Raw genomic sequence first — 23,126 nt, forward strand, 5'->3', positions numbered from 1 at the left:
GGGCGGGCGGGTGGGAGAAATCCGCCGCGGAGCGGCAGGGAAACAGAGGGGCAGACGGACTCGTGACACGAGGCGATTCAGTGCGTACGCTCCCTGAATATGGATATGCAGACCGTGGTCCTTGGAACCACCGGCACCACCGCAGAGGACGTCGTAGCCGTCGCAAGACACCACGCACGCGTCGAACTCGGCGAGGACGCCGTCACCGCCCTCGCCGCGGCCCGCGAGATCGTGGACGCGCTCGCGGCCAAGCCGGACCCCGTCTACGGCGTCAGCACCGGCTTCGGCGCCCTCGCCACCCGGCACATCGGCCAGGACCTCCGCGCCGCGCTGCAGCGCAACATCGTGCGCTCGCACGCGGCCGGCATGGGCCCGCGCGTGGAGCGCGAGGTCGTGCGCGCGCTGATGTTCCTGCGCCTGAAGACCGTCTGCTCGGGCCACACCGGCGTACGCCCCGAGGTCGCGCAGACCATGGCGGACGTGCTGAACGCCGGCATCACCCCGGTCGTCCACGAGTACGGCTCCCTCGGCTGCTCCGGCGACCTCGCCCCGCTCAGCCACTGCGCGCTGACGCTGATGGGGGAGGGGGACGCCGAGGGCCCGGACGGGGAGACCCGGCCCGCCGGCGAGCTGCTCGCCGAGCACGGCATCACCCCCGTCGAGCTGCGCGAGAAGGAGGGCCTCGCCCTCCTCAACGGCACCGACGGCATGCTCGGCATGCTGGTCATGGCCCTCGCCGACCTCGACACCCTTTACAAGTCCGCCGACATCACCGCCGCCCTCAGCCTGGAGGCCCTGCTCGGCACCGCCAAGGTGCTCGCCCCGGAGCTGCACGCCATCCGCCCGCACCCGGGCCAGGCCGCCTCCGCCGCCAACATGCTCGCCGTGCTCGCCGGTTCGGGTCTCACGGGACATCACCAGGACGACGCGCCGCGCGTGCAGGACGCCTACTCGGTGCGCTGCGCCCCGCAGGTCGCGGGCGCGGGCCGGGACACCCTCGCGCACGCCCGCACCGTCGCCGAGCGTGAACTCGCCGCCGCCGTCGACAACCCGGTCGTGCTGCCCGACGGCCGCGTCGAGTCGAACGGCAACTTCCACGGCGCCCCCGTGGCGTACGTACTGGACTTCCTGGCCATCGCCGCCGCCGACCTCGGCTCGATCGCCGAGCGCCGCACCGACCGGCTGCTCGACAAGAACCGGTCGCACGGCCTGCCGCCGTTCCTCGCGGACGACGCGGGCGTCGACTCGGGCCTGATGATCGCCCAGTACACGCAGGCGGCGCTGGTGAGCGAGCTGAAGCGCCTCGCCGTGCCCGCGTCGGCCGACTCCATCCCGTCCTCCGCGATGCAGGAGGACCATGTGTCCATGGGGTGGTCGGCGGCGCGCAAACTGCGTACGGCCGTCGGCAATCTGGGGCGGATCATCGCCGTCGAGTTGTACGCCGCCACGCGCGCGATCGAGCTCCGCGAGGGGCTGACCCCGGCTCCCGCGAGCCGCGCCGTCATCGAGGCGGTCCGCAAGGCCGGCGTCGAGGGCCCGGGCCCCGACCGCTTCCTCGCACCCGACCTCGCGGCCGCCGACACCTTCGTACGCGAGGGGCGGCTCGTCGCGGCCGTGGAGCCGGTGACCGGGCCGCTGGCCTAGGGCGGGTCCGCCAAGTCACCCGCGCGGCACCGGCTCCGGTTCCGGTTCGTCCGGAGCCGGGCCGTCCGGGTCGCCGCCGGGTCCCTCGGCGGCCGTCAGGTACTCCTCGCTGATCTCCCGCGGCCCGAACGGCCACACCTTCTCCCGGCGGGCCCACACCACGAACGCCGCGCAGCCGAGCGCGACCCAGGCCAGGGACCATTCGATGGGGTGGCGGCCGGGGGAGTTCTTGTCCGCGTACCCGTAGATGACCAGCCAGCCCGTCAGGGCGATCAGGCTCGGGAGCGGGTAGAGCCACATGCGGTAGGGGCGGCGCAGGGCCGGCTGGCGGCGGCGCAGGACGGTCAGGGCGAGGATCTGGGCCAGCGCCTGGACCAGGACCATCACCGCCGTGAGGAGCTGGATCAGGGTCGCCAGGTCCGTGTGGCGGCCGAGCAGGAAGCCCGCCGACGTCACCACGCCCATCGTCGCGAGGCCGAGGGTCGGGAAGCGGTGGCGGGGGTGGAGGCGGGCGTAGGGGCGGAAGAAGACGCGGTCGCGCGCCGCGTCGTAGGGCACGCGGGAGCCGCCGAGCAGGCCCGCGAAGACCGAGGCGAACGCGGTGATCAGGATCAGGACCGTGATCACGTTCGCGGGTCCCTTGCCCCACGTCTCCTCAAGGACCGCCGAGGCCACGGACGTCGAGGCGATGTCGCCCGGATCCGTCATGCGGTGCCAGTCGATGACGCCCAGCGTGCCGATCTGGAGCAGGAGATAGATCGTCATGATGCCGAGGATCGAGAAGACGATCGCGCGCGGGAGGGTGCGGCCGGGGTCCTTGATCTCGGCGCCCAGGTAGGCGGCCGTGTTGTAGCCGAGGTAGTCGTAGATGCCGATGGTCAGGCCGCCCGCGAAGCCGATCCAGAAGTGATTGCTCGTCAGCTCGAAGGCGTGGGAGGGGTACGTGAAGGCCATGTCCGCGTCGAAGTGCGTGAGCGAGGCGAGGACGACCAGGCCGACCGAGGTGATCATGACGGCCCACATCACCGCGGTGATGCGCGCGATGTGCTCGATGCCGCGCCACAGCAGCGCGACGACCAGGGCGATGACGCCGAGCCCGATGAGGTCGCCCGTGGTCCGGCCCATGCCCGGGGCCAGATAGCCCAGGTACTGCACGAAGCCGACGATGCCCGTGGACATGCCGATGGGGATGAAGAGCATCGCCGTCCACACGAACAGGAACGGCATCAGGCGGCCGGTGCGGTACTGGAACGCCTGGCGCAGATAGACGTAACTGCCGCCGGAGCCCGGCATCGCGGCGCTCAGCTCGGCCCACACGAGGCCGTCGGCGAGCGCGAGGAGCGCGCCCGCGATGAAGCCGATGACGGCCTGCGGCCCGCCGAACGCCGCCACCATCAGCGGGATCGTCACGAACGGGCCGATGCCGCACATCTGGCTCATGTTGATGGCTGTGGCCTGGAAGGGGCCGATGCGGCGGACGAAGCCCCCTTCACGGGAAGGGGGCTCGGTCGGCGGGCGGTCTGCGGGCGGTGCACCGGACATGGAGCCTCCTCCTCGCGTGGGCAGTGGCGCCCCCGGCTACCCCTCCGTCGCCTCCCGCCGCGCCGAGTACAGAACGAACCCCGCCCCGAGCCCCAGGAGCGCCGCGCCCCCGGCCAGGTACGGAGTCGTGTCGGAGGCCGGCCCGTGGGCCTGGTCGGGCGCCTGCTGGGAGAGCGTGCCGGCCGGGGCCGGCGACGCTGTTGCCTTCGCGGAGGGGACGAACCACAGGGCGCCGAGCAGGGCCCCGGCTGTGGCTGCGGTCAACAGCGTGCGACGTGCGGTCACGGGAAACGGATCCCCCTTGTGGAGCTGGCGAATTGGCCGTCTGGGGCGATGCTAGTGAAAGCCGCGGGTCGCGGGAAACCTGCGGTGGGGCAGGGCCGTACGCTCCGGCCTATGAGTGCAGACGAGACATCACGCTTTGTGCGGCTCCGGGTCGAATTGGTGGTCGAGGTCGACGGCTCCGAGGAGCTGCGCGGCACCGCGCTGAGCCGCATCGCGGAAGACGCCCACATGCCCGACGACGAGCGCGCCCACGCCCAGACCGCGGTGAAGGAGGACGACGCGGAGGCGCTCGCCTACCTCGTCGACCCCGTCGATCTGATCGGGGACGTGCCCGGAGTGGAGCTCACTCAGGCTTCATGGAGCAGCGAAGTGATCGATTACGATCCCGATTCGCCGGATTGGGACCCGGACGAGGATGATGACGCCGAGGACGACGACGAGGGCGTCGAAGAGCGTGCCGACGAGGGTGACGAGGTCGGCGTCAGGCCCTAGTCGCGGGTGGTGGACAGCGGTCCCGGCAGCGTTTCCGACATCGGGAGCCCCGGGCGGCAACCGCCGCCCGGGGCTCAGTCGTCTCCTGGATGCGCGGTCGTCCCGGCCGTACCGCCGACGTGGCGTTCCCCACATCTGCGGAAGAAATGGAACGGGATGCACCGGGCAAGGCGTTAGGCGGGGTTACGGGGGGACCCGCGGGGTCTTGGGGATTCGGCGACGATGGAGAAGCGTGTAATGACGGACAGTAAGCGGCGCAGGGGTCTTATGGCCGTGTCCGCCCTGGTCGGCGGAGTGCTGGTGCTCTCTGCCTGTAGCGACGGCGGCGACGGCGACTCCGGGGGCGGCAAGAAGTCGCAGAACCAGGTCGACGAGGCGGCGGCGGAGAAGACGTCCGAAGCCAAGATCGCTATCGCACCGAAGAACGGCTCCGACAACGCGGGCATCAACAAGGACGCCAAGGTCACCGTGAGCGAGGGCACGCTCACCAAGGTGGTCATGAAGGCGGACGGCGGCGCGGCGGTCGCGGGCGAGATATCCCCGGACAAGAAGTCCTGGAAGCCCAGCGGCCAGCTCGAGCGCGCCACCACGTACAAGATCGCGGTGACGGCGAAGGACTCCGAGGGCCGCAAGGCGCACGAGAACTCCTCGTTCACCACCGTCTCGAAGGCCAACAGCTTCATCGGCAGCTTCACGCCGGAGGACGGCTCCACGGTCGGCGTGGGCATGCCGGTGTCGATCAACTTCGACAAGGCGATCAGCAACAAGAAGGACGTGCAGTCGCGCGTCAAGGTGTCTTCCAGCAGCGGCCAGGAGATCGTCGGCCACTGGTTCGGGGCGAACCGGCTCGACTTCCGGCCCCAGGACTACTGGAAGGGCAACTCCACAGTCACGCTGAAGCTGAACCTGGACGGCGTCGAGGGCGCCGACGGGGTCTACGGCGTCCAGCAGAAGACCGTCCAGTTCAAGATCGGCCGCAATCAGGTCTCGGTCGTCGACGCCAAGACCAAGCAGATGAAGATCATGCGGGACGGCAAGGTCGTGAAGACCATCCCGATCTCGGCCGGGGCGCCGGACAACAAGACGTACAACGGCAAGATGGTGGTCTCCGAGAAGTTCAAGGAGACCCGGATGAACGGCGCCACCGTCGGCTTCACGGACAGCGACGGCAAGGGCGAGTACGACATCAAGGACGTGCCGCACGCCATGCGCCTGTCCAGCTCCGGCACCTTCATCCACGGCAACTACTGGGGCGCGTCGTCGATCTTCGGCAACGTGAACACCAGCCACGGCTGCATCGGCCTGCGGGACGCCAAGGGTGCGAACGACAAGTCGACTCCCGGCTCCTGGTTCTTCGAGAACACGATCACCGGTGACGTCGTGGACGTCCGCAACACCGGCGACAAGACGATCGCCCCGGACAACGGCCTCAACGGCTGGAACATGAGCTGGGCCGAGTGGAAGGCGGGCTCCGCCGTCTGACCGGCGAACGCCTCTGGCCTGCGCACAGTGGCCCGCACCCCGCCGGGGTGCGGGCCACTGTCGTGTCCGCCGTGTTGCGGCACCATGTTGAACCGGCCAAGAACATCAACTATCTACTTACGTCTCATAGTTGAGCAGATATCGTCCCCTCGACAGACTGCGTGACCCAAAGCTTTCACCTGAGGGGGAAACTTGCTCAGACAAGTGCAGAAAGCGAAGAGACCCGTCGCCGCGCGCCGTGCCGCCGCGGCCGGCGTCGCCACCGCCGCGGCCGTGGCGCTCGCGGCGGGCATGACCAGCCCGGCGCAGGCGGACCCGGACCCGGTCCGCCCGGCAGGCGCGTCGGTGGACGAGGTCAAGGTGCCGGTGCGCCACCACATCACGCTCCTCACCGGCGACCGCGTCACCGTCGACGCGAAGGGCCGGGTCACCGCGTTCGACCCCGCCAAGGGCCGTGAACGCATACCCGTGCGGACCAGCAGCCGCGACGGCCACACGCTCGTCATACCCGCCGACGCCCAGCGCCTGATCGCCGACGGCACGCTCGACCAGCGCCTTTTCGACGTCACGGAACTGAGCAAGAAGGACAACCGCACCGCGCAGAAGCAGGGCCTGAAGGTGATCGTCGCCTACAAGGGCGCCGCCGCCGGCGCGAAGGCCGAGGTGCGCGACGCGGGCGGCACCGACGTCCGCCGCACCCTCAAGACCCTCAACGCGGACGCGCTGACCACCCCGAAGCAGGACGCCGCCAAGCTCTGGCAGGCGCTGACCGCCGAGCGGGACGGGGCGCGCACCACCGCCTCCGGCATCAGCCGCGTCTGGCTGGACGGGGTGCGCAAGGCCACCCTGGACAAGAGCGTCGCGCAGATCGGCGCGCCGAAGGCATGGGAAGCCGGGTACGACGGCAAGGGTGTGAAGATCGCCGTCCTGGACACCGGCGTCGACGCCACTCATCCCGACCTGAAGGACCAGGTCGTCGCGGCGGAGGACTTCACGCCCTCGCCCGACACCAAGGACCGCGTCGGGCACGGCACGCACGTCGCCTCCACCGCCGCGGGCACCGGCGCCAAGAACGGCGCGTACAAGGGCGTCGCGCCGGGCGCCAAGATCCTCAACGGCAAGGTCCTCGGCGACACCGGCTCCGGTGACGACTCCGGGATCATCGCGGGCATCGACTGGGCCGCGGCCCAGGGCGCCGACGTGATGAACCTGAGCCTCGGCGGCGGCGACACCCCCGGCGTCGACCCGCTGGAGGCCGCCGTCGACAAGGTCTCGGCGGAGAAGGGCATCCTCTTCGCCATCTCCGCGGGCAACTCCGGCTCGCCCCGCTCCATCGGCTCGCCCGGCAGCGCGGACGCGGCCCTGACCGTCGGCGCGGTCGACGACAACGACAAGCTCGCGGAGTTCTCCAGCGAGGGCCCGCGCATCGGTGACGGCGCGCTCAAGCCCGACGTGACGGCGCCCGGCGTCGACATCACGGCGGCCGCCGCGCCCGGCAGCGAGATCGAGAAGCAGGTCGGCCAGAAGCCCGAGGGCTATCTGACGATCTCCGGTACGTCGATGGCGGCCCCGCACGCCGCCGGCGCCGCCGCCCTCCTCAAGCAGCAGCACCCGGACTGGAAGCAGCCCGAGCTGAAGGGCGCCCTCACCGCGTCCACGAAGGCGGGCAAGTACACGGCGTTCCAGCAGGGTTCGGGCCGCATCGCCGTCGACCGGGCCCTCAAGCAGACCGTGGTCGCCGATCCGGTGTCGGTCAGCTTCGGCACGCAGCTGTGGCCGCACACCGACGACAAGCCCGTCACCAAGAAGGTCACCTACAGGAACCTCGGCAAGGAAGAGGTCACCCTCGACCTCACCGCCGAGGGCTCCGACCCGGCGGGCAAGCCCGCCCCCGAGGGCTTCTTCACCCTCGGCGCGAAGAAGGTGACCGTCCCGGCGGGCGGCACGGCCTCCGTCGACCTGACGGCCGACACGCGCCTCGGCGGCGCGGTCGACGGCTCCTACTCCGCGTACGTCGTGGCGAGCGGCGGCGGCCAGAGCGTCCGCACGGCCGCCGCGGTCGACCGCGAGGTCGAGTCGTACGACCTGACCGTCAAGCACATCGGCCGCGACGGGCAGCCGGCGAAGCACTACAGCACGTCCCTCGTCGGCCTCTCCGGGCTCGCCGAGGAGCAGTTCATCCCGGTGTACGACGAGTCGGGCACCGCCAAGGTCCGGGTGCCCAAGGGCGGTTACGTCCTCGACGCCGGTGTCTTCGTCGACCCGCAGGACATCACCAAGGGCGCCGACTGGATCGCGCAGCCGAAGCTCGACGTCACCAAGGCGGCGACGCTGACGGTGGACGCGCGCAAGGCCAAGCCGATCGACATCTCCGTGCCGTCCTCGGCCGTCAAGTCCGAGTTCGCCGCACCCTCGTACGAGATCACCGCGGGCGGCGACGGCTACGGCTTCGGCTGGTGGCTGGACGCGTACACCGGGCTGCGCAGCGCGCACCTCGGCCCGCAGGTCACCGACGGCTCGCTGCTGCAGAAGTTCGAGGGCCACTGGTCGCGCGGTGAGAAGGCGGAGTACAGCACCGTCGCCGGCGGCGTCGTCAAGCAGCTCGCGACCGGCTACACCAAGGACTACAAGGAAGCCGACCTCGCCACCGTGAAGGCGGGCCTCGGCGCGTCCTCCAGCGGCAAGACCGCCGCGGTCACCGCGTTCGGCAGGCTGCCGGGCAGCTTCAGCTCCACGGGCATCAGCGTGCCGCAGAAGGCGCCGAGCACCCGCACCCTGTACGTGTCCACGGCCGACAAGGTCACCTGGAGCCTGGAGTTCGAGCAGCGGGCCGGTGTCGACCCGGACGGCTGGCCCATCGTCGACGCCTCGTACACGCTGGGACAGCCGCAGGCGTTCGCGGGCGGCAAGACGTACACGAAGACGTTCAACACGGCCGTCTTCGGGCCGCGCGTCGGCGGCGCCTACGGAGTGCTGCGCGACGGCAACAAGATCGCGGGCTTCCTGCCGCTGTTCGCCGACGGCAAGACGCACGCGGGCGGTTCGGCGACCACCTCGGTGAAGACGACGCTGGCCCGCAACGGCACCCAGATCGGCGAGAACGACGACCCGCTGACGGGCGAGAAGCCCTTCACGGTGCCCGCCGGTGACGCCGAGTACAAGCTGTCGACGTCCGTGAAGCGCAGCGTCGCCGTGTCCGCGGCCTCCACGCGCATCGACGCGAACTGGACGTTCCGCTCCAAGAAGACGACCGCCGCCACGCAGCTCCCGGTCTCCGGTGTGCGCATCAACGCGGCCGTCGGCCTCGACAGCCGGGCCCCCGCGGGCAAGAAGCAGTCCGTGCCGGTGACGGTGCAGGGCGCGGCCGCCGGTGCCAACCTGAAGTCGCTCCACGTCTACGCCAGTTACGACTACGGCCAGAAGTGGGAGCCGCTGAAGGTGGTGAACGGCAAGGTCGAGGTCACCAACCCGGACAAGGGCAAGGCGATCTCGTTCCACGCCAAGATCACGGACAAGAAGGGCAACAAGTCCACGATCTCGATCTACAACGCGTATTACGGGAAGTGACCTTTCCGGACGGGAAGTGACCTTTCCCGACGGGAAGTGACCCTTCCCGTCGGGAACTGACCTTCTTCCTGCGGACAGTTGAAGGAGTGTGAGGAGCGGCTCCCGGGGCCCGATGGGCTTCGGGAGCCGCTTCTTGTGTACGTGACTCGCGTACGAGGCACACACTTCGACGGCAGGGGGAAATCTTGCGTCAGCACAGGAAGAGGGCGTACGCGGTGGTGGTCGCCGTGGCGTTCGTGGCGGGGGTGGTCGGCCCGGCGTCGGCGGGGACGGACGGCGGGGCGGGCCCCCGGAGCGCGGGGCGTGCGCCCGTGAAGGCCGGGCCCGCGCACCGCGGGCAGATCGGCCCCGCGCACCGCCTCACCCTCGTCACCGGCGACCGCGTCACCGTCGACTCCAAGGGCCGCCTGCTCGGGTTCACACCGGCGAAGGGGCGCGAGCGGATACCCGTGAGCACCCGGACCGTGCGCGGGCACGCACTGGTCCTGCCGTACGACGCCCAGCGGCTCATCGACGCGGGCAAGGTCGACCAACGCCTCTTCGACGTCACGGAGTTGACCAGCGAGGCGAACCGGAAGGCCCAGCGGAAGGGCCTGAAGCTGATCATCGGCTACCGGGGTGTCGCGCGCGGAGCCAAGGCCGGCGTCCGCGCGGCCGGTGACACGACGGTCCGCCGCACCTTCTCGTCCCTGAACGCGGACGCCGTGACCACACCGCACCGGGACACGGCCGCCCTCTGGAAGACCCTCACAGGCGGCAAACGCGGCACCGCGTCCGGCGTCAGGCACGTCTGGCTCGACGGGACGCGGAAGGCGAGCCTCGACAAGAGTGTCAAGCAGATCGGGGCGCCGAAGGCGTGGCAGGCCGGGCTCGACGGCAAGGGGGTGCGGATCGCCGTACTGGACACGGGAGTCGACGCCACCCACCCGGACCTCAAGGGTCAGATCGTCGACGAGAAGAACTTCACGGACTCTTCCCCGTCCGCCGACACCAAGGACCGCGTCGGGCACGGCACGCACGTCGCGTCCACCGCGGCCGGTACGGGGGCGAAGTCGGGCGGCAGGTTCAAGGGCGTCGCGCCCGGTGCCAAGATCCTGAACGGCAAGGTCCTCGGCGACGACGGCTACGGCAGCGACTCCCAGGTCATCGCGGGCATGGAGTGGGCGGCCGCGCAGGGCGCCGACGTCGTCAACCTCAGTCTCGGCGGCGACGACGCCGTCGGCGTCGACCCTCTGGAGGCGGCCGTCAACCGGCTCTCCGCCGACCGGGGCGTGCTGTTCGCCATCGCGGCGGGCAACGACGGCCGGAGGCCGCGCTCACCGTCGGCGCCGTCGACGGCAAGGACAAGCTCGCGGACTTCTCCAGCCAGGGCCCGCGCGGCGGCGACGGCGCGGTCAAGCCGGACGTGACGGCACCCGGCGTCGACATCACGGCGGCGGCCGCGCCCGGCAGCGAGATGGAGCAGGACCTCGGCCAGCAGCCCCAGGGCTATCTGACGGCCTCCGGTACGTCGATGGCGACCCCGCACGTCGCAGGCGCCGCCGCCCTGCTCAAGCAGCGCCACCCCGAATGGAGGGCGGCCGACCTCAAGAGCGCCCTGACGTCGTCCGCGAAGGGCGGCAAGTACGCGCCGCACCAGCAGGGTTCGGGGCGTATCGCCGTGGACGAGGCCGTCGAGCAGACGGTGGTCGCCGACCCGGTGTCGCTGACCTTCGGCGCGCCGAGGTGGCCGCACAGCGACGACAAGCCGGTCACCAGGAAGGTCACGTACAGGAATCTCGGCGCGAAGGACGTCACCCTCGACCTCTCGGTGACCGCCACCGACCCCAAGGGGCGCCCGGCACCGGACGGCTTCTACACGCTCGGCGCGAAGCGGGTGACGGTCCCGGCGGGCGGGACCGCCTCGGTGAAGCTGACGGCGCACACCAAGCTCGGCGGCGACGGGCGCGGCACCTACTCCGCGTATGTCGTGGCGAAGGGCGGCGGCCAGACCGTGCGCACGGGTGCCGTGGTGCAGCGCGACGGGGAGTCGTACGACGTGACGCTGAAGTACATCGGGCGCGACGGCAGGCCCGCGAGGTTCTACTCGTCGGGCCTCTTCGGCCTGACGGGGCCCGCCGCCGAGAAGATCTACTACCTCAACGACGTGTCCGGGACGGTCAAGGTCCGGGTGCCCAAGGGCGGTTACTACCTCGACGCCCAGATCTACGGGGACCCGGACGACGCCGCCAAGGGCATCGACTGGCTCGCCCGGCCGAAGCTGAACGTCACCAAGGACATGACGCTGAAGCTGGACGCGCGGGCGGCGAAGCCGGTGGACATCACGGTGCCCGACAAGGACGCCGAGCCGGTCCTCGCCTATCCCCAGTACATGGTGACGGAGGGCATGCACGAGGGCGTGCTCGTCGATTCCTACGCCCATCTGCGCACCGCGCACCTCGGCCCCGAGGTCACGGACGGCTCGCTGCGTCAGCAGTGGGCCGGGTCCTGGGTCAAGGGAGACGACGAGCAGTACGACATCGTCGTCGGCGGCAAGGTCGAGCGGCTCGCGACCGGCTACGCCAAGCACTTCAAGGACAGCGAACTCGCCACGGTGAACGCCCGGCTCGGGGCGTCGGCCGACGGCAAGCAGGCCGTGGCCGGCCCCATCGGCTGGCTGCCCGACGGCAGCGGCCGGGGCGCCGGCTGGTCCGTCCCGCAGCAGGCGCTCAGCACGCGCAAGTTCCACCTGTCGACGGCCGACAAGGTGACGTGGGACACGGACTTCGACCAGGTGACAGAGGACGAGGACGGCGAGCTGACCTCCGAAGCGACGTACTTGGTCCACCCGCCGGCGACGTACAAGGCGGGCAGGACCTACACCAGGACGTTCAACACGGCCGTGTTCGGACCGCGCGTCGGCGGTGACCTGGGGATCTACCGCGAGGGCAACGAGATCACCGGCTCCCTGCCGGTGGTCGCCGACGGCGACGGGCACGAGGGCGAGTCGGACTTCACCTCCGTGAGGACGACCCTGCACCGCGACGGCCGCAAGATCGGCGAGAACAAGGACCCGCTGACCGGCGGCGAACCCTTCAAGGTCCCGGCATCGGACGCCGAATACCGCCTGTCCACCTCGGTGCGGCGTGACCCGCGCGTGGCGGCCGCCTCCTCGCGCGTCGACGCGAGCTGGACGTTCCGCTCCAAGAAGGTGCGCGAGGAGGCCCTGCTGCCCGCGTCGACGGTCCGCTTCACACCGAAGGTGGGCCTGGACAGCCGGGCGCCCGCGGGGGCGGCCCGGACCGTGCCGGTGACGGTGCAGGGCGCCGCCACGGGCGAGAACCTCAAGTCCCTTTCCGTGTACGTCTCCTACGACAAGGGCCGCACCTGGAGGAAGACCGCGGTGCGCGGCGGAAGGATCTCCGTGCGGAACCCGGCGAAGGGCAAGTCGATCTCCTTCCGGGCGGCGGCCGAGGACAAGAAGGGGAACAAGGCGACGGTGGCGATCTACGACGCGTACTTCGGGAAGTAGGCCGCGCACCTCGGGAAGTAGGCCGCGTACTCGGGAAACAAGGGGTCAGGAGAGACTCGGCGCGGCGCCGAAGGGGCTGTCGATCACGTATCGCCAGTAGCCGTCGGCGCCGCGCCGCGCCACGTCCGTCGCCGTGGCCCGCACCTTCCCGTCGATGTCCCAGTCGACGACGAGCAGGGCGGTGTCCCCGGCGACGTGCACGTGCCGGGGCGTGACGGAAATGGGCAGACCGAGGGCGAGGAACGGGGCGTTCTGCGCGGCGATCGCGTCGGCGCCGTGGACCGGGACGCCGGACTCGGGGACGAAGGCGGCGTCCGGCTCGTACAGCTCGCGGACGGCATCGGGGTCGCCGCTGTTGAACCGCTCGGCGAACGCCCACGGGACGTCCTCGGGGCGCTGGGGCAGGATGAAAGTGCTCATGACCGGCACAGTAGGAGGAGCGCCCGTGGCTCACCGAACGGTAAGCAATGGCCTCGCGGCCCCGCGGGAGCCGCGCCCCGGCCTGCCCGACGACCCCCGCGCCCGCGTCACCGCCCCCACCTCCGCCTGCCCCGTCGAGGTCACCCTGGCGGCGCTGCGGGGGCGCTGGACCACGCTGGTGGTGCGCGAGCTGCTCGACGGTGACGTGTACGCGTACAGCGAACTCGCCGCCGCGCTCCCGCAGTTGTCCGACAAGGTGCTTGCGGAACGGCTCGTACAACTGGTCGAAGCCGGGGTGGCCCGGCGCACCCGCACGCCGGGGTGGCCGTCCACCGTCACGTACCGACTCACTCCGCACGGCCGGGAGCTGGGGCCCGTCCTCCAGGCTCTCTGGGACTGGGGCGCCGCGGCTCCGGTACCCGGGCAACCCAGGGAAGAAGAGGAACCAGAAGCCCCATGAGCACCCACACAGTGGAGTACATCCGCTACCGCGTCCCCGCCGACCGCTCCGCGGAGTTCCTCGCCGCGTACACCCGCGCCGCCGTGCCGCTGGCCGCGGCCCCGCAGTGCGTGGACTACGAACTCGCCCGCTGCGAGGAGGACTTCGAGCACTTCATCCTGCGCATCACCTGGACGTCCACGAAGGACCACCTGGAGGGCTTCAGATCGTCGGAGCACTTCAGGGACTTCTTCGCGCACATCCGTCCGTACGTCGAGAACATCGAGGAGATGCGGCACTACACACCCACCTCGGTGCGCGGCTCCGGGGCCTCCACGCCGACGCTGTACGCGTGGGCGGGCGGCGCCGGGCACTTCGAGCGGCTCACCGAGATCTTCTACGAGAAGGTGCTCGCCGACGACCTGCTCGCCCCGGTCTTCGCGGGCCTCGCGCCCGAGCACGCCGCGCACGTCGCACAGTGGCTCGGCGAGGTCTTCGGCGGCCCGGCGGCGTACTCGAAGGAGCACGGCGGCGAGGACGGCTCCGGCGCCCACGCCCACATGGTCGGCAAGCACTTCGGCAAGGGCATCACGGAGCCCCAGCGGCGCCGCTGGGTGAACCTCCTCCAGGACGCGGCGGACGAGGCGGGCCTCCCGACGGACGCGGAGTTCCGCTCGGCGTTCGTGGCGTACATCGAGTGGGGGACCCGCCTCGCGGTCTACTTCTCGGGCCCGGACGCGGCCCGCCCCACCGGCCAGCCGGTGCCGCTGTGGAACTGGGGGGCGGCGCCGCCGTACCAGCCCTGATCCCCGTTCGGGGAAGCAGCGGGCGGGCGCGGGCGCGCGGGCTAGGACACTTCGTGCCGTGAGGAGTCCACGGCGTCGACACCCCAGCTCGCCAGGAGCCGCAGCCCCTCCGCCGAGGGCGAACCCGGCTCCGCGTGGTACGTCACCAAGGACTGTTCCGCGCCGTCCGAGAGGCTCATCGTCTCGAAGGAGAGGGTCAGCTCCCCGACCAGGGGGTGCCGCAGGCGCTTCACGCCGTGGCCCTTCTCCCGTACGTCGTGCGTGGCCCACAGGCTCCTGAACTCCTCGCTCTTCACGGAGAGTTCGCCGACCAGGGCGGACAGGAGCGGGTCGTTCGGGTAGCAGCCCGCGTCCATGCGCAGGAAGCTGACGATGTCCGACGCCTTCTGCGCCCAGGTGTCGGCGAACAGCTCCCGCATGTGTTCGTCGAGGAAGACGAGCCGCGCCCAGTTCCGCTCCTCGGCCGGAAGGCGTCCCCAGTCGCCGAACAGCGCGGCCGCCAGCCGGTTCCAGCCGAGGATGTCGGACCGCCGCCCCACCACGTACGCGGGCACGCCGTCCATCGCGTCCAGCAGCTGCGCCACCGCGGGCCGCAGCTGCTGGGCGCGCGGGACCCGCTTCTTCTTGTGCGCGGCCGGTTTCGCCAGGTGCGTGAGGTGCGCGTGCTCGGCGTCGGTCAGGCGCAGGGCGCGCGCGATGGCGTCGAGGACCTCCGCGGACACGTTCCGCCCGTTGCCCTGTTCCAGCCGCGTGTAGTACGCCACGGACACCCCGGCGAGCTGCGCCAGCTCCTCGCGGCGCAGGCCCGGCACCCTGCGGTGCCTGCCGTAGCTGGGCAGGCCCACGTCGTGCGGCTGGAGGCGGGCCCTGCGGGTGCGCAGGAACTCGCTCAGCTCGGCACGGCGGTCCAGGCCCTCCGTGGGCGGCACCGGGGGCTGCGTGCCCTGCGGGGCGTTCTCGTCCATGCGTCCCAGTATTCAGGGTCGTACGCCGCTGAGCCTGATACCAGTGGTGGTAGGACCGCCCGGCGTAGGCACAACGGAGGGCTGGGTGGCCCTTTGCGCAGGTGACAGCCTCGTGGACATGACCGCACAGACCATCACTGTCCCCGCGTACGCCGCTCCCTCGGCCAAGGCCCCGCTGGAGCGCACGACCATCGAGCGCCGCCCGGTCGGCGCCTCCGACGTACTCATCGACATCAAGTACGCCGGCATCTGCCACTCCGACATCCACCAGGCCCGCGACGGCTGGGGCGAGGGCATCTTCCCGATGGTGCCCGGCCACGAGATCGCCGGTGTCGTGGCGGAGGTCGGCGCGGACGTCACCAAGTTCAAGGCCGGCGACCGCGTCGGCGTCGGCTGCATGGTCGACTCCTGCCGCGCGTGCGAGAACTGCGAGGCGGGCCTGGAGCAGTACTGCGTCAAGGGCAACATCCAGACGTACAACGCCCTCGACAAGAACGGCGAGCCCACCCACGGCGGCTACTCCACCCGCATCGTCGTCGACGAGGCATTCACCGTCCGTATCCCCGACGGCCTCTCCCTGGACGTGGCCGCGCCGCTGCTCTGCGCGGGCATCACCACGTACTCCCCGCTCGCCCACTGGAACGCGGGCCCCGGCAAGAAGGTCGCCGTCGTCGGACTCGGCGGTCTCGGCCACATGGCCGTCAAGATCGCGCACGCCATGGGCGCCGAGGTGACCGTCCTGTCGCAGTCCCTGCGGAAGAAGGACGACGGCCTGAAGCTGGGCGCCGACCACTACTACGCCACCAGCGACGACGCCACCTTCGAGGAGCTCGCGGGCAGCCTCGACCTGATCGTCTCCACGGTCTCGGCGCCGCTGCCGCTCGACAAGTACCTGGGCCTGCTCAAGACGGACGGCGCGTTCGTGAACGTGGGCGCCCCCGAGGAGCCGGTCTCGCTGAACGTCTTCTCACTGATGCTCCAGCGCAAGACGCTCGCCGGCTCCGCGATCGGCGGCATCCGGCAGACCCAGGAGATGCTGGACTTCTGCGCCGAGCACGGCCTGGGCGCGGAGATCGAGCTGATCCGGGCCGAGCAGATCAACGAGGCGTACGAGCGGGTGCTCGCGAGCGACGTGCGGTACCGGTTCGTGATCGACGCGTCGACGATCGCTCCGTGAGGCGTTCTGAGCTGCCGTGAGCCGTCGGGAGCCGTCCGGTGACCGGAAATCGCCTCGGACCAGCGGCCTAGGGCGCAGAGCGCACCGCCGCAGGACCCACTGACCGATGTCGGTGCGGGGCGCACGGACCTAACGTTCTCGGTGTCGGACAGAGCGGCCGGACACCACCGGCCACACATCACCGGCCGGACACGTCAGGCCAGACACCGAGGAGGTCCGCACGATGACCATCGAGCTGAACCACACGATCGTCGCAGCCACGGACAAGAAGGCGTCCGCGCAGTTCCTCGCCGACATCCTGGGCCTCGAAGTCGCCCCGCAGTACGGCCCGTTCATCCCGGTCGCCATTCCCAACGGCGTCACGCTCGACTACTTCGAGGGCGACGGCGGCCCGATCGTGCCGCAGCACTACGCCTTCCTGGTCTCCGACGAGGAGTTCGACGCGATCTTCGGCCGCATCAAGGAGCGGGGTCTCACCTACTGGGCGGACCCGTACCACAAGCTGGAAAACCAGATCAACACGAACGACGGCGGCCGCGGGGTGTACTGGGACGACCCGGACGGCCACAAGCTGGAGATCATCACCAAGCCGTACGGGGCCGAGGACTGAGGCCCACGGGGGCGGCGGCTCAGGAGGGCCCGGCGGGATCACCCGCCGGGCCCTCGGTGCGTCGCGCCGCCGTCGTATGCCGCGCCGCCGTATGCCGCGCCGCCGATTGCCGCGCCGCCGTGCGCCGCGTCCCATTTGCCGCCTTTTCTTCGGCGGCTTAATTTTGCGGCGGCACAGCTTTCCCCGACCGGCAGGAGGAGAACAGCCTCATGGCGAAGGGCCCCGCGCGCCGCACGCCCCGACGGCCCAGCGGGCCGGAGACGGAGTCGGCGCGCCCCGCACGTTCGGCGACGACCGACCGGATGGCGCGTACGCTGCTGCGCCGCCGCAAGAAGGCGCTCAGTCCCGAGGACGTGACCGTCTCGGACCGGCCGATGGTGCGGCGCGCGGTGACGGCCGCCGCGCTCGGCAACACCATGGAGTGGTTCGACTTCGGCGTCTACGCCTATTTGGCGGGCACGATCGGAAAGGTCTTCTTCCCCTCCAGCTCGCCCGGTGCCCAGGTCGTCGCCACCTTCGCCACCTTCGCCGCGGCCTTCCTCGTCCGCCCGCTCGGCGGCCTGGTCTTCGGGCCCCTGGGCGACCGCATCGGCCGGCAGCGGGTCCTCGCCGCGACCATGATCATGATGGCGGCCAGCACCTTCGCGGTCGGCCTGCTGCCGACGTACGCCTCGATCGGCTTCGCCGCGCCGCTGCTGCTCCTCGTCTGCCGCCTCGTCCAGGGCTTCTCCACCGGCGGCGAGTACGCGGGTGCCACCACCTACATCGCCGAGTACGCCCCCGACCAGCGCCGCGGCTTCCTCGGCAGCTGGCTCGACTTCGGCACCTTCGTGGGCTACTCGCTCGGCTCCGGCCTGGTCACCGTGCTCACGCTGACGCTCGGGTCGGACGGCATGGAGAGCTGGGGGTGGCGCATCCCCTTCTTCATCGCGGGGCCGCTCGGGCTCATCGGCCTCTACATGCGCCTGAAGCTGGAGGAGACCCCCGCGTTCAAGCAGGAGGCCGCCTACGCGGCCGCCGAGCGCGAGGAGGGCCGCGAGCGGGGCGAGGACGAGGACCCCGTCGAGCAGGCCCGCCAGTCCGGCAAGGGCCGCCTCAAGGAGATCTTCACCCGCCACTGGCAGGCGGTCCTCATCTGCATGGGCCTGGTGCTGCTCTACAACGTCACGAACTACATGGTGACGTCCTACCTGCCGACCTTCATGACGGTCACCCTGGGCGAGAGCGACACCACCGCGCAGCTCCTGGTGCTCGGCACCATGCTGCTCGTGGTGCTCGCGATCACCACCGTGGGCCGCAGCTCCGACCGGTGGGGCAGGCGCCCGATGTTCATGGGCGGCAGCATCGCCATGATCGCGCTCTCCGTGCCCGCGTTCCTGCTGATCCGGGAGGGCGGCATCCTCTTCCCCGCGTTCGGCTGCGTGATCCTCGCGATGCTGCTCGTGTGCTTCGCCGGTACGGCGGCGGCCACCCTGCCCGCCCTGTTCCCCACCCGGTTGCGCTACGGCGCCCTGTCGATCGCCTACAACATCTCCGTCTCCCTGTTCGGCGGCACGACTCCGCTGCTCGCCTCGTTCCTGGTGGACAGGACGGGCAACACCCTGGTCCCGGCGTTCTACCTGATGGTCGCGGGAGCGATCGGCCTGGTGTCGACGTTCTTCCTGCACGAGACGGCGGGCCGCCCGCTGCGCGGCTCAGGACCGATGGTCGAGACGGAGGACGAGGCCCGCGAGATCGTGGCACGCAGCCGCACGGAGGAGGGGCGGCGCGCGCGAGACCTCTGGCTGCGGCTCTGGCATCCGCGGGGCGGGGGCCACGGCCGGGGGCGGGACCGGTCGCGGAAGTCGGGTGAGGGCGAGGAGTGAGGTGCTGTCCCCCCTCGGGGGGCAGTGGCTCCGCGCGGGTCAGCCGTCGGAGCCGTCCTCGCCGCCCAGGAACCCCAGCACCAGTGGCGTCGCGGTCTCCGCGAACTCCTCGAAGTACGCGTGCCGGGCGCCCGGGATCAGCCGCGCACGGGCGTCCGGGATGCGGTCGGCCAGGAGCGCGGCGTTGGCGGCCGGGTTGAAGACGTCGTCGCTCCCGTGCACCACGAGCGTCGGCGCCGCGATCCGGGGCAGCGCGTCCCACGCGTCGTGCCGGGCGCTGGCCCGCAGATGCCGGCCACGGGCGTACGCGGGCATGGAGGGATCCCCGAGCGTGCCGAACTCCGTGCGCCCGGCCGCCTCCCGGTCGGCGATCCAGGCGGGCGTGTACATCAGCTCAAGCAGCGCCCGCCGCGCCGCGGCCGCGTCGGCCTGGGCGAGCGCGCGCCGCACCTCGGGCCCGCGCTCGACGCCGTGCGGTGCCCCCGGCGACGTACACCCGAGGACGAGCCGCTCGACCCGCTCCGGATGGTCGGCGGCCAGCCACTGCGCGACGCGACCGCCCATCGACGTGCCGTACACCCGGGCCCGCCCGATTCCGGCGTGGTCGAGCACGGCCACGACGTCGGCGGCGAAGCCGCGCGTGCTGTACGTGTCCGTGTCGGGCCGCCCGCTCTCGCCGGTGCCGCGCCAGTCGACCGTCACGGTCGTGTACGCGGCGGCGAAGTCCCCGACGACGGGGTCCCACCAGTGCCGGCTGTTGGACTGCCCGCTCAGCAGCACCAGCGGGTCACCGGATCCGCGCAGCTCGTAGTGGACGGGGGTGCCGTCGGGGGCGTGGGCGTGGGGCATGCTCAGGCGGTGCCGCCGGCCTTGGCGATGCCGATGGGGCAGCTCACGCCCGTGCCGCCGATGCCGCAGTAGCCGTCCGGGTTCTTGTCCAGGTACTGCTGGTGGTAGGGCTCCGCCGGCCAGAACGTGCGGTCGTCCGCCGGGAGGACGGTCGTGGTGACGGTGCCGTGGCCCGAGGCGGTGAGGACCTGCTGGTAGGCGTCGCGGGACGCGGTGGCGGCGGCCTCCTGGGCGGGGGAGTGGGTGTAGATCGCGGAGCGGTACTGGGTGCCGACGTCGTTGCCCTGGCGGAAGCCCTGGGTCGGGTCGTGGGACTCCCAGAAGAGCTTCAGGAGCTCCGCGTACGTGACCTTCGCCGGGTCGAAGACGACGCGCACGGCCTCCGTGTGGCCGGTCAGGCCGGAGCAGACCTCTTCGTAGGAGGGGTTCCGCGTATAACCGCCCTGGTAGCCGACTAGGGTCGTCCAGACGCCGTCGGTCGTCCAGAACTTGCGCTCCGCGCCCCAGAAGCAGCCCAGGGCGAAGTCGGCGACCTCCAGGCCCTCGGGGTAGGGGCCGAGCAGCGCGTTGCCGAGCACCGTGTGCCGTGAGGGGACCTCGAACTCGGGCGTCTCGCGGCCCTTGAGGGCCTCCTCGGGGGTGGGGAGGACGGGCGTGCGGCCGAAGATCATGTGCTTCTCTCCTCGTGGCGGGGGCGGCGTACGTAGAACGACGGGGCGGCCGGGGACATTCCTGCCGCTCACGTGGGCCCCGCCCGGCGGCGGCCGGAGCGTGGGGCTCCGCTCAGTGCGGGAGCGTGGCCGGGCTGCCGCCGTTGGCCTCGTACCCCGCGACGGCCAGGGCGCGGTAGACCGCGTAGTCCGCGGCGGGGTCGTGGGACACCGTCCAGGGGAGGGCGCCGACGTGGCCGTCGACGTGGACGATCTGGTTCATGGCCTCGCCCCAGCGCTCGCAGCGGACCAGGAAGAAGACCAGGAGATGGCGGACGTGGGCCAGCATCGGGTCGTCCGGGCGGGCGGAGTGCACCGCGAACTGGGCGCCCTCGATCGCCTTGGTCACGACCTCGCTCTGGTAGAACCCCCGCACCAGGTTCACCTCGGGCAGGTGCTCGTACACCGCGAACAGGGGCAGCGCCGAGAGCAGCGAGCCCTTGGGGGCGCGGGCGGCGGCGGCCTCCGCGAAGGCGGACGCCTCCTCGCGGGTGCCGTGCCACTTCTCGCACCAGTAGTGCAGCGCCGCCAGGTGCGCGCCCATGTGCGCGGGAGCGCGGTCCAGGATCTTCAGCCACAGCTGCTCGAACTCCGCGCGCGGATAGGCGAGTCCGCGGGCGATGGACAGCTCGACGATGTACGGAATCGGGTCGCCGGGGGAGAGGAGGGCCGCCTGCCCGCAAGCCTCCTTGGCCTCCTCCAGGATGATCCGGAACTCGTCCGTCCCGGCCGTCGACGTGCGCCACGCCTGCTGCACCAGGAACTCGGCGTGCACCGCCGCGCCGCCCGCGTCCTTCGGGGCCTCCGCCCGCCACACCCGCAGCCACTGCCCGCCCGGGGTGTCGCTCACGCCGCCCGGCCGCTGCTGCAACTCCAGCGACGCCGCGCCCGCGAAGGCCTGCACACGCTGCCAGCGCTGCTCGCCGTGCACCTCCGTCCCGGCGAGCAGCTGCGACGCGGCGCGCCAGTCCTGCGTGCGCTGCACCAGGTCGAGGACCTCCAGGAGGTCGGCGTCCGGCCCTGGCATGCGGATGTCCAGCTCCTCCTGGCGCGCGAAGCCGTAGTTCGCCGGGTCCGCCGCGTCCGGGGCGCCCGGGTGCACCTGCCGGATTCCGGCGCGCCTGCGCAGCAGGAACGGCCCGAGCACCGCCCCGATCATCACCACTGCCATCAGGACCCAGAGAATCTCCATACGTACAAGCGAACCAGACGCCTGTGACAATTGGCCAACCTGGCCGTCCTCGCCGGTCAACCCGCCCGCGCCGGCCCGCGCCCGCCGCTCCCCGCCCGGCCCCGGCCGCCGTCCCCCATTACGCTCAGGCCGCATGAGTGACTCGCACAGCAGCCAGAGCTTCGAGACCGTCGCCATCCACGCGGGCAACACCGCCGACCCGCTGACCGGCGCCGTCGTCCCGCCCATCTACCAGGTGTCCACGTACAAGCAGGACGGAGTCGGCGGACTGCGCGGCGGCTACGAATACAGCCGCAGCGCCAACCCCACGCGCACCGCCCTGGAGGAGAACCTCGCGGCCCTCGAAGGCGGCCGCCGCGGCCTCGCCTTCGCCTCCGGCCTCGCCGCCGAGGACTGCCTCCTGCGTACGCTGCTCGGTCCCGGCGACCATGTGGTCATCCCCAACGACGCGTACGGCGGCACGTTCCGCCTCTTCGACAAGGTCGTCTCTCGGTGGGGCGTGGAATGGTCGGTCGCCGACACCTCCGACCCGGCGTCGGTGCGGGCCGCGATCACGCCGCGTACGAAGGCCGTGTGGGTGGAGACGCCGTCCAACCCGCTGCTCGGCATCACCGACATCGAGGCCACGGCCCAGATCGCCCGTGAGGCGGGCGCGCGGCTCGTCGTCGACAACACCTTCGCCAGCCCCTACCTCCAGCAGCCGCTCGCCCTCGGCGCGGACGTCGTCGTGCACTCCCTCACGAAGTACATGGGCGGCCACTCGGACGTCGTGGGCGGCGCGCTCGTGGTCAACGACACCGATCTCGGCGAGGAGTTGGCGTACCACCAGAACGCCATGGGCGCCGTGGCCGGTCCGTTCGACTCCTGGCTGGTGCTGCGCGGCGTGAAGACGCTCGCGGTGCGCATGGACCGTCACAGCGAGAACGCCACGCGGATCGCCGACATGCTGACGCGGCACCCCCGCGTCACGAACGTCCTGTACCCCGGCCTCGACTCCCACCCCGGTCACGAGATCGCCGCCAAGCAGATGAAGGCGTTCGGCGGCATGGTGTCCTTCCAGGTCGAGGGCGGCGAGGAGGCGGCCGTGGCGGTCTGCGACCGCGCCCGCCTGTTCACCCTGGGCGAGTCCCTCGGCGGCGTCGAGTCCCTCATCGAGCACCCCGGCCGCATGACCCACGCCTCCACCGCGGGCTCCGCCCTGGAGGTCCCGTCCGACCTGGTCCGCCTCTCCGTGGGCATCGAGTCGGCGGACGATCTGCTGGCGGACCTGCAGCAGGCGCTGGGCTAGGCGCGCGGTGCGCTGAACGGTTTTCGGGTGCCCCAGGCCGACTGGTTGCCGCCGTCGACCTGGGCACCCCAGCCCGGGACGGCCCCGTCGGCCTGGGCTGCCTTTAGGGTCGGGAGCCGCCCCTGGCGGCCCAGCTGCCCACAGCGGGGGGACGAGTCCGAGCGGCAGACGCCGAACGACCTTCCCCGGCACCGGAAGCCCGGCTTACGCGGGCGGCGGGTCGGGGGTTCCCACGCCTTCGGCCCGAAGCCCTCGGTGTGCTGGAAACGGGTGGGCGGGTGG

At 71.4% G+C, this 23,126-nt stretch carries 18 protein-coding genes and 1 pseudogene; 11 read left to right on the forward strand and 8 right to left on the reverse strand.

The features are described from left to right. Positions 1–105 precede the first annotated feature (105 nt). Positions 106–1,644, forward strand: coding sequence for a histidine ammonia-lyase (gene hutH, locus STRAU_RS14410; protein WP_037659404.1), 1,539 nt, complete (start codon positions 106–108; stop codon positions 1,642–1,644). Positions 1,645–1,659: 15 nt separating this feature from the next. Here hutH and STRAU_RS14415 read toward each other — a convergent pair whose 3' ends face one another. Continuing rightward, positions 1,660–3,186, reverse strand: a complete 1,527-nt coding sequence (locus tag STRAU_RS14415) for an APC family permease (RefSeq protein ID WP_016641057.1) — start codon at positions 3,184–3,186, stop codon at positions 1,660–1,662. A gap of 36 nt (positions 3,187–3,222) precedes the next feature. Continuing rightward, positions 3,223–3,471 (reverse strand): hypothetical protein, encoded by a 249-nt coding sequence (locus STRAU_RS14420; protein WP_016641058.1) that lies wholly within the window; start codon positions 3,469–3,471, stop codon positions 3,223–3,225. A gap of 111 nt (positions 3,472–3,582) precedes the next feature. Here STRAU_RS14420 and STRAU_RS14425 point away from each other — a divergent pair, with 111 nt between their 5' ends. The 4 genes and pseudogenes from STRAU_RS14425 (at position 3,583) to STRAU_RS14440 (ending at position 12,523) form a co-directional block, all read left to right on the forward strand. Next, entirely contained in the window at positions 3,583–3,963 is a 381-nt protein-coding gene (locus tag STRAU_RS14425) for a hypothetical protein (protein ID WP_078621208.1), read from the forward strand. A 237-nt stretch (positions 3,964–4,200) separates the two neighbouring features. Then, a complete protein-coding gene (locus STRAU_RS14430; protein WP_037659407.1) occupies positions 4,201–5,445 on the forward strand; it encodes a L,D-transpeptidase in 1,245 nt (414 codons plus the stop codon). A gap of 204 nt (positions 5,446–5,649) precedes the next feature. Beyond that, positions 5,650–9,012 (forward strand): S8 family peptidase, encoded by a 3,363-nt coding sequence (locus STRAU_RS14435; RefSeq protein ID WP_016641061.1) that lies wholly within the window; start codon positions 5,650–5,652, stop codon positions 9,010–9,012. 185 nt (positions 9,013–9,197) lie between these two features. Continuing rightward, positions 9,198–12,523, forward strand: a pseudogene (locus STRAU_RS14440) (S8 family peptidase). A gap of 45 nt (positions 12,524–12,568) precedes the next feature. On the opposite strand, the gene STRAU_RS14445 reads toward STRAU_RS14440, so the two are convergent. Then, positions 12,569–12,943: a YybH family protein gene (locus STRAU_RS14445; RefSeq protein ID WP_052029088.1), complete on the reverse strand. Its 375-nt coding sequence runs from the start codon at positions 12,941–12,943 to the stop codon at positions 12,569–12,571. A gap of 25 nt (positions 12,944–12,968) precedes the next feature. Between STRAU_RS14445 and STRAU_RS14450 the strand changes: the two genes are divergently transcribed. After that, positions 12,969–13,403, forward strand: a complete 435-nt coding sequence (locus STRAU_RS14450; protein ID WP_016641065.1) for a winged helix-turn-helix transcriptional regulator — start codon at positions 12,969–12,971, stop codon at positions 13,401–13,403. After that, complete coding sequence (locus tag STRAU_RS14455) at positions 13,400–14,188, forward strand: group II truncated hemoglobin (protein ID WP_037659410.1); 789 nt, start codon at positions 13,400–13,402, stop codon at positions 14,186–14,188. Before STRAU_RS14450 ends, STRAU_RS14455 begins: the two co-directional genes overlap by 4 nt. Before the next feature lie 41 nt (positions 14,189–14,229). Here the strand turns inward: STRAU_RS14455 and STRAU_RS14460 are convergent, their stop codons facing one another. Beyond that, positions 14,230–15,153, reverse strand: coding sequence for a helix-turn-helix domain-containing protein (locus STRAU_RS14460; RefSeq protein WP_016641067.1), 924 nt, complete (start codon positions 15,151–15,153; stop codon positions 14,230–14,232). A 118-nt stretch (positions 15,154–15,271) separates the two neighbouring features. Here STRAU_RS14460 and STRAU_RS14465 point away from each other — a divergent pair, with 118 nt between their 5' ends. The 3 genes from STRAU_RS14465 to proP all read left to right on the forward strand — a co-directional run bounded on the left by STRAU_RS14465 (position 15,272) and on the right by proP (position 18,805). Then, entirely contained in the window at positions 15,272–16,330 is a 1,059-nt protein-coding gene (locus tag STRAU_RS14465) for an NAD(P)-dependent alcohol dehydrogenase (protein WP_037659418.1), read from the forward strand. A gap of 223 nt (positions 16,331–16,553) precedes the next feature. Further along, entirely contained in the window at positions 16,554–16,940 is a 387-nt protein-coding gene (locus tag STRAU_RS14470) for a VOC family protein (RefSeq protein ID WP_016641069.1), read from the forward strand. Positions 16,941–17,242: 302 nt separating this feature from the next. Next, on the forward strand, positions 17,243–18,805 hold the full coding sequence (gene proP / locus STRAU_RS14475) for a glycine betaine/L-proline transporter ProP (RefSeq protein WP_016641070.1): 1,563 nt from the start codon (positions 17,243–17,245) through the stop codon (positions 18,803–18,805). A 39-nt stretch (positions 18,806–18,844) separates the two neighbouring features. Here proP and STRAU_RS14480 read toward each other — a convergent pair whose 3' ends face one another. The 3 genes from STRAU_RS14480 to STRAU_RS14490 form a co-directional block, all read right to left on the reverse strand. Continuing rightward, positions 18,845–19,654 (reverse strand): alpha/beta fold hydrolase, encoded by an 810-nt coding sequence (locus tag STRAU_RS14480; protein WP_016641071.1) that lies wholly within the window; start codon positions 19,652–19,654, stop codon positions 18,845–18,847. A 2-nt stretch (positions 19,655–19,656) separates the two neighbouring features. Further along, the gene (msrA, locus tag STRAU_RS14485; protein ID WP_016641072.1) at positions 19,657–20,325 is read right to left on the reverse strand and encodes a peptide-methionine (S)-S-oxide reductase MsrA; all 669 of its coding nucleotides are present in this window, start codon (positions 20,323–20,325) and stop codon (positions 19,657–19,659) included. A gap of 112 nt (positions 20,326–20,437) precedes the next feature. Continuing rightward, positions 20,438–21,556 (reverse strand): hypothetical protein, encoded by a 1,119-nt coding sequence (locus tag STRAU_RS14490; protein ID WP_016641073.1) that lies wholly within the window; start codon positions 21,554–21,556, stop codon positions 20,438–20,440. Between the two features lie 133 nt (positions 21,557–21,689). On the opposite strand from STRAU_RS14490, the gene STRAU_RS14495 reads away from it, so the two are divergent. Further along, positions 21,690–22,844, forward strand: a complete 1,155-nt coding sequence (locus STRAU_RS14495; protein WP_016641074.1) for a cystathionine gamma-synthase — start codon at positions 21,690–21,692, stop codon at positions 22,842–22,844. On the opposite strand, the gene STRAU_RS42955 is transcribed toward STRAU_RS14495, so the two are convergent. Further along, positions 22,841–23,126, reverse strand: a 286-nt coding sequence (locus STRAU_RS42955) for a hypothetical protein (RefSeq protein ID WP_203227405.1), incomplete at its 5' end; no start/stop codon positions are given. The two genes, STRAU_RS14495 and STRAU_RS42955, sit on opposite strands and share 4 nt — an antisense overlap.

The organism is Streptomyces aurantiacus JA 4570 (genome assembly GCF_000414115.1).
GTDB classification, from domain to species: Bacteria; Actinomycetota; Actinomycetes; order Streptomycetales; family Streptomycetaceae; genus Streptomyces; species Streptomyces aurantiacus_A.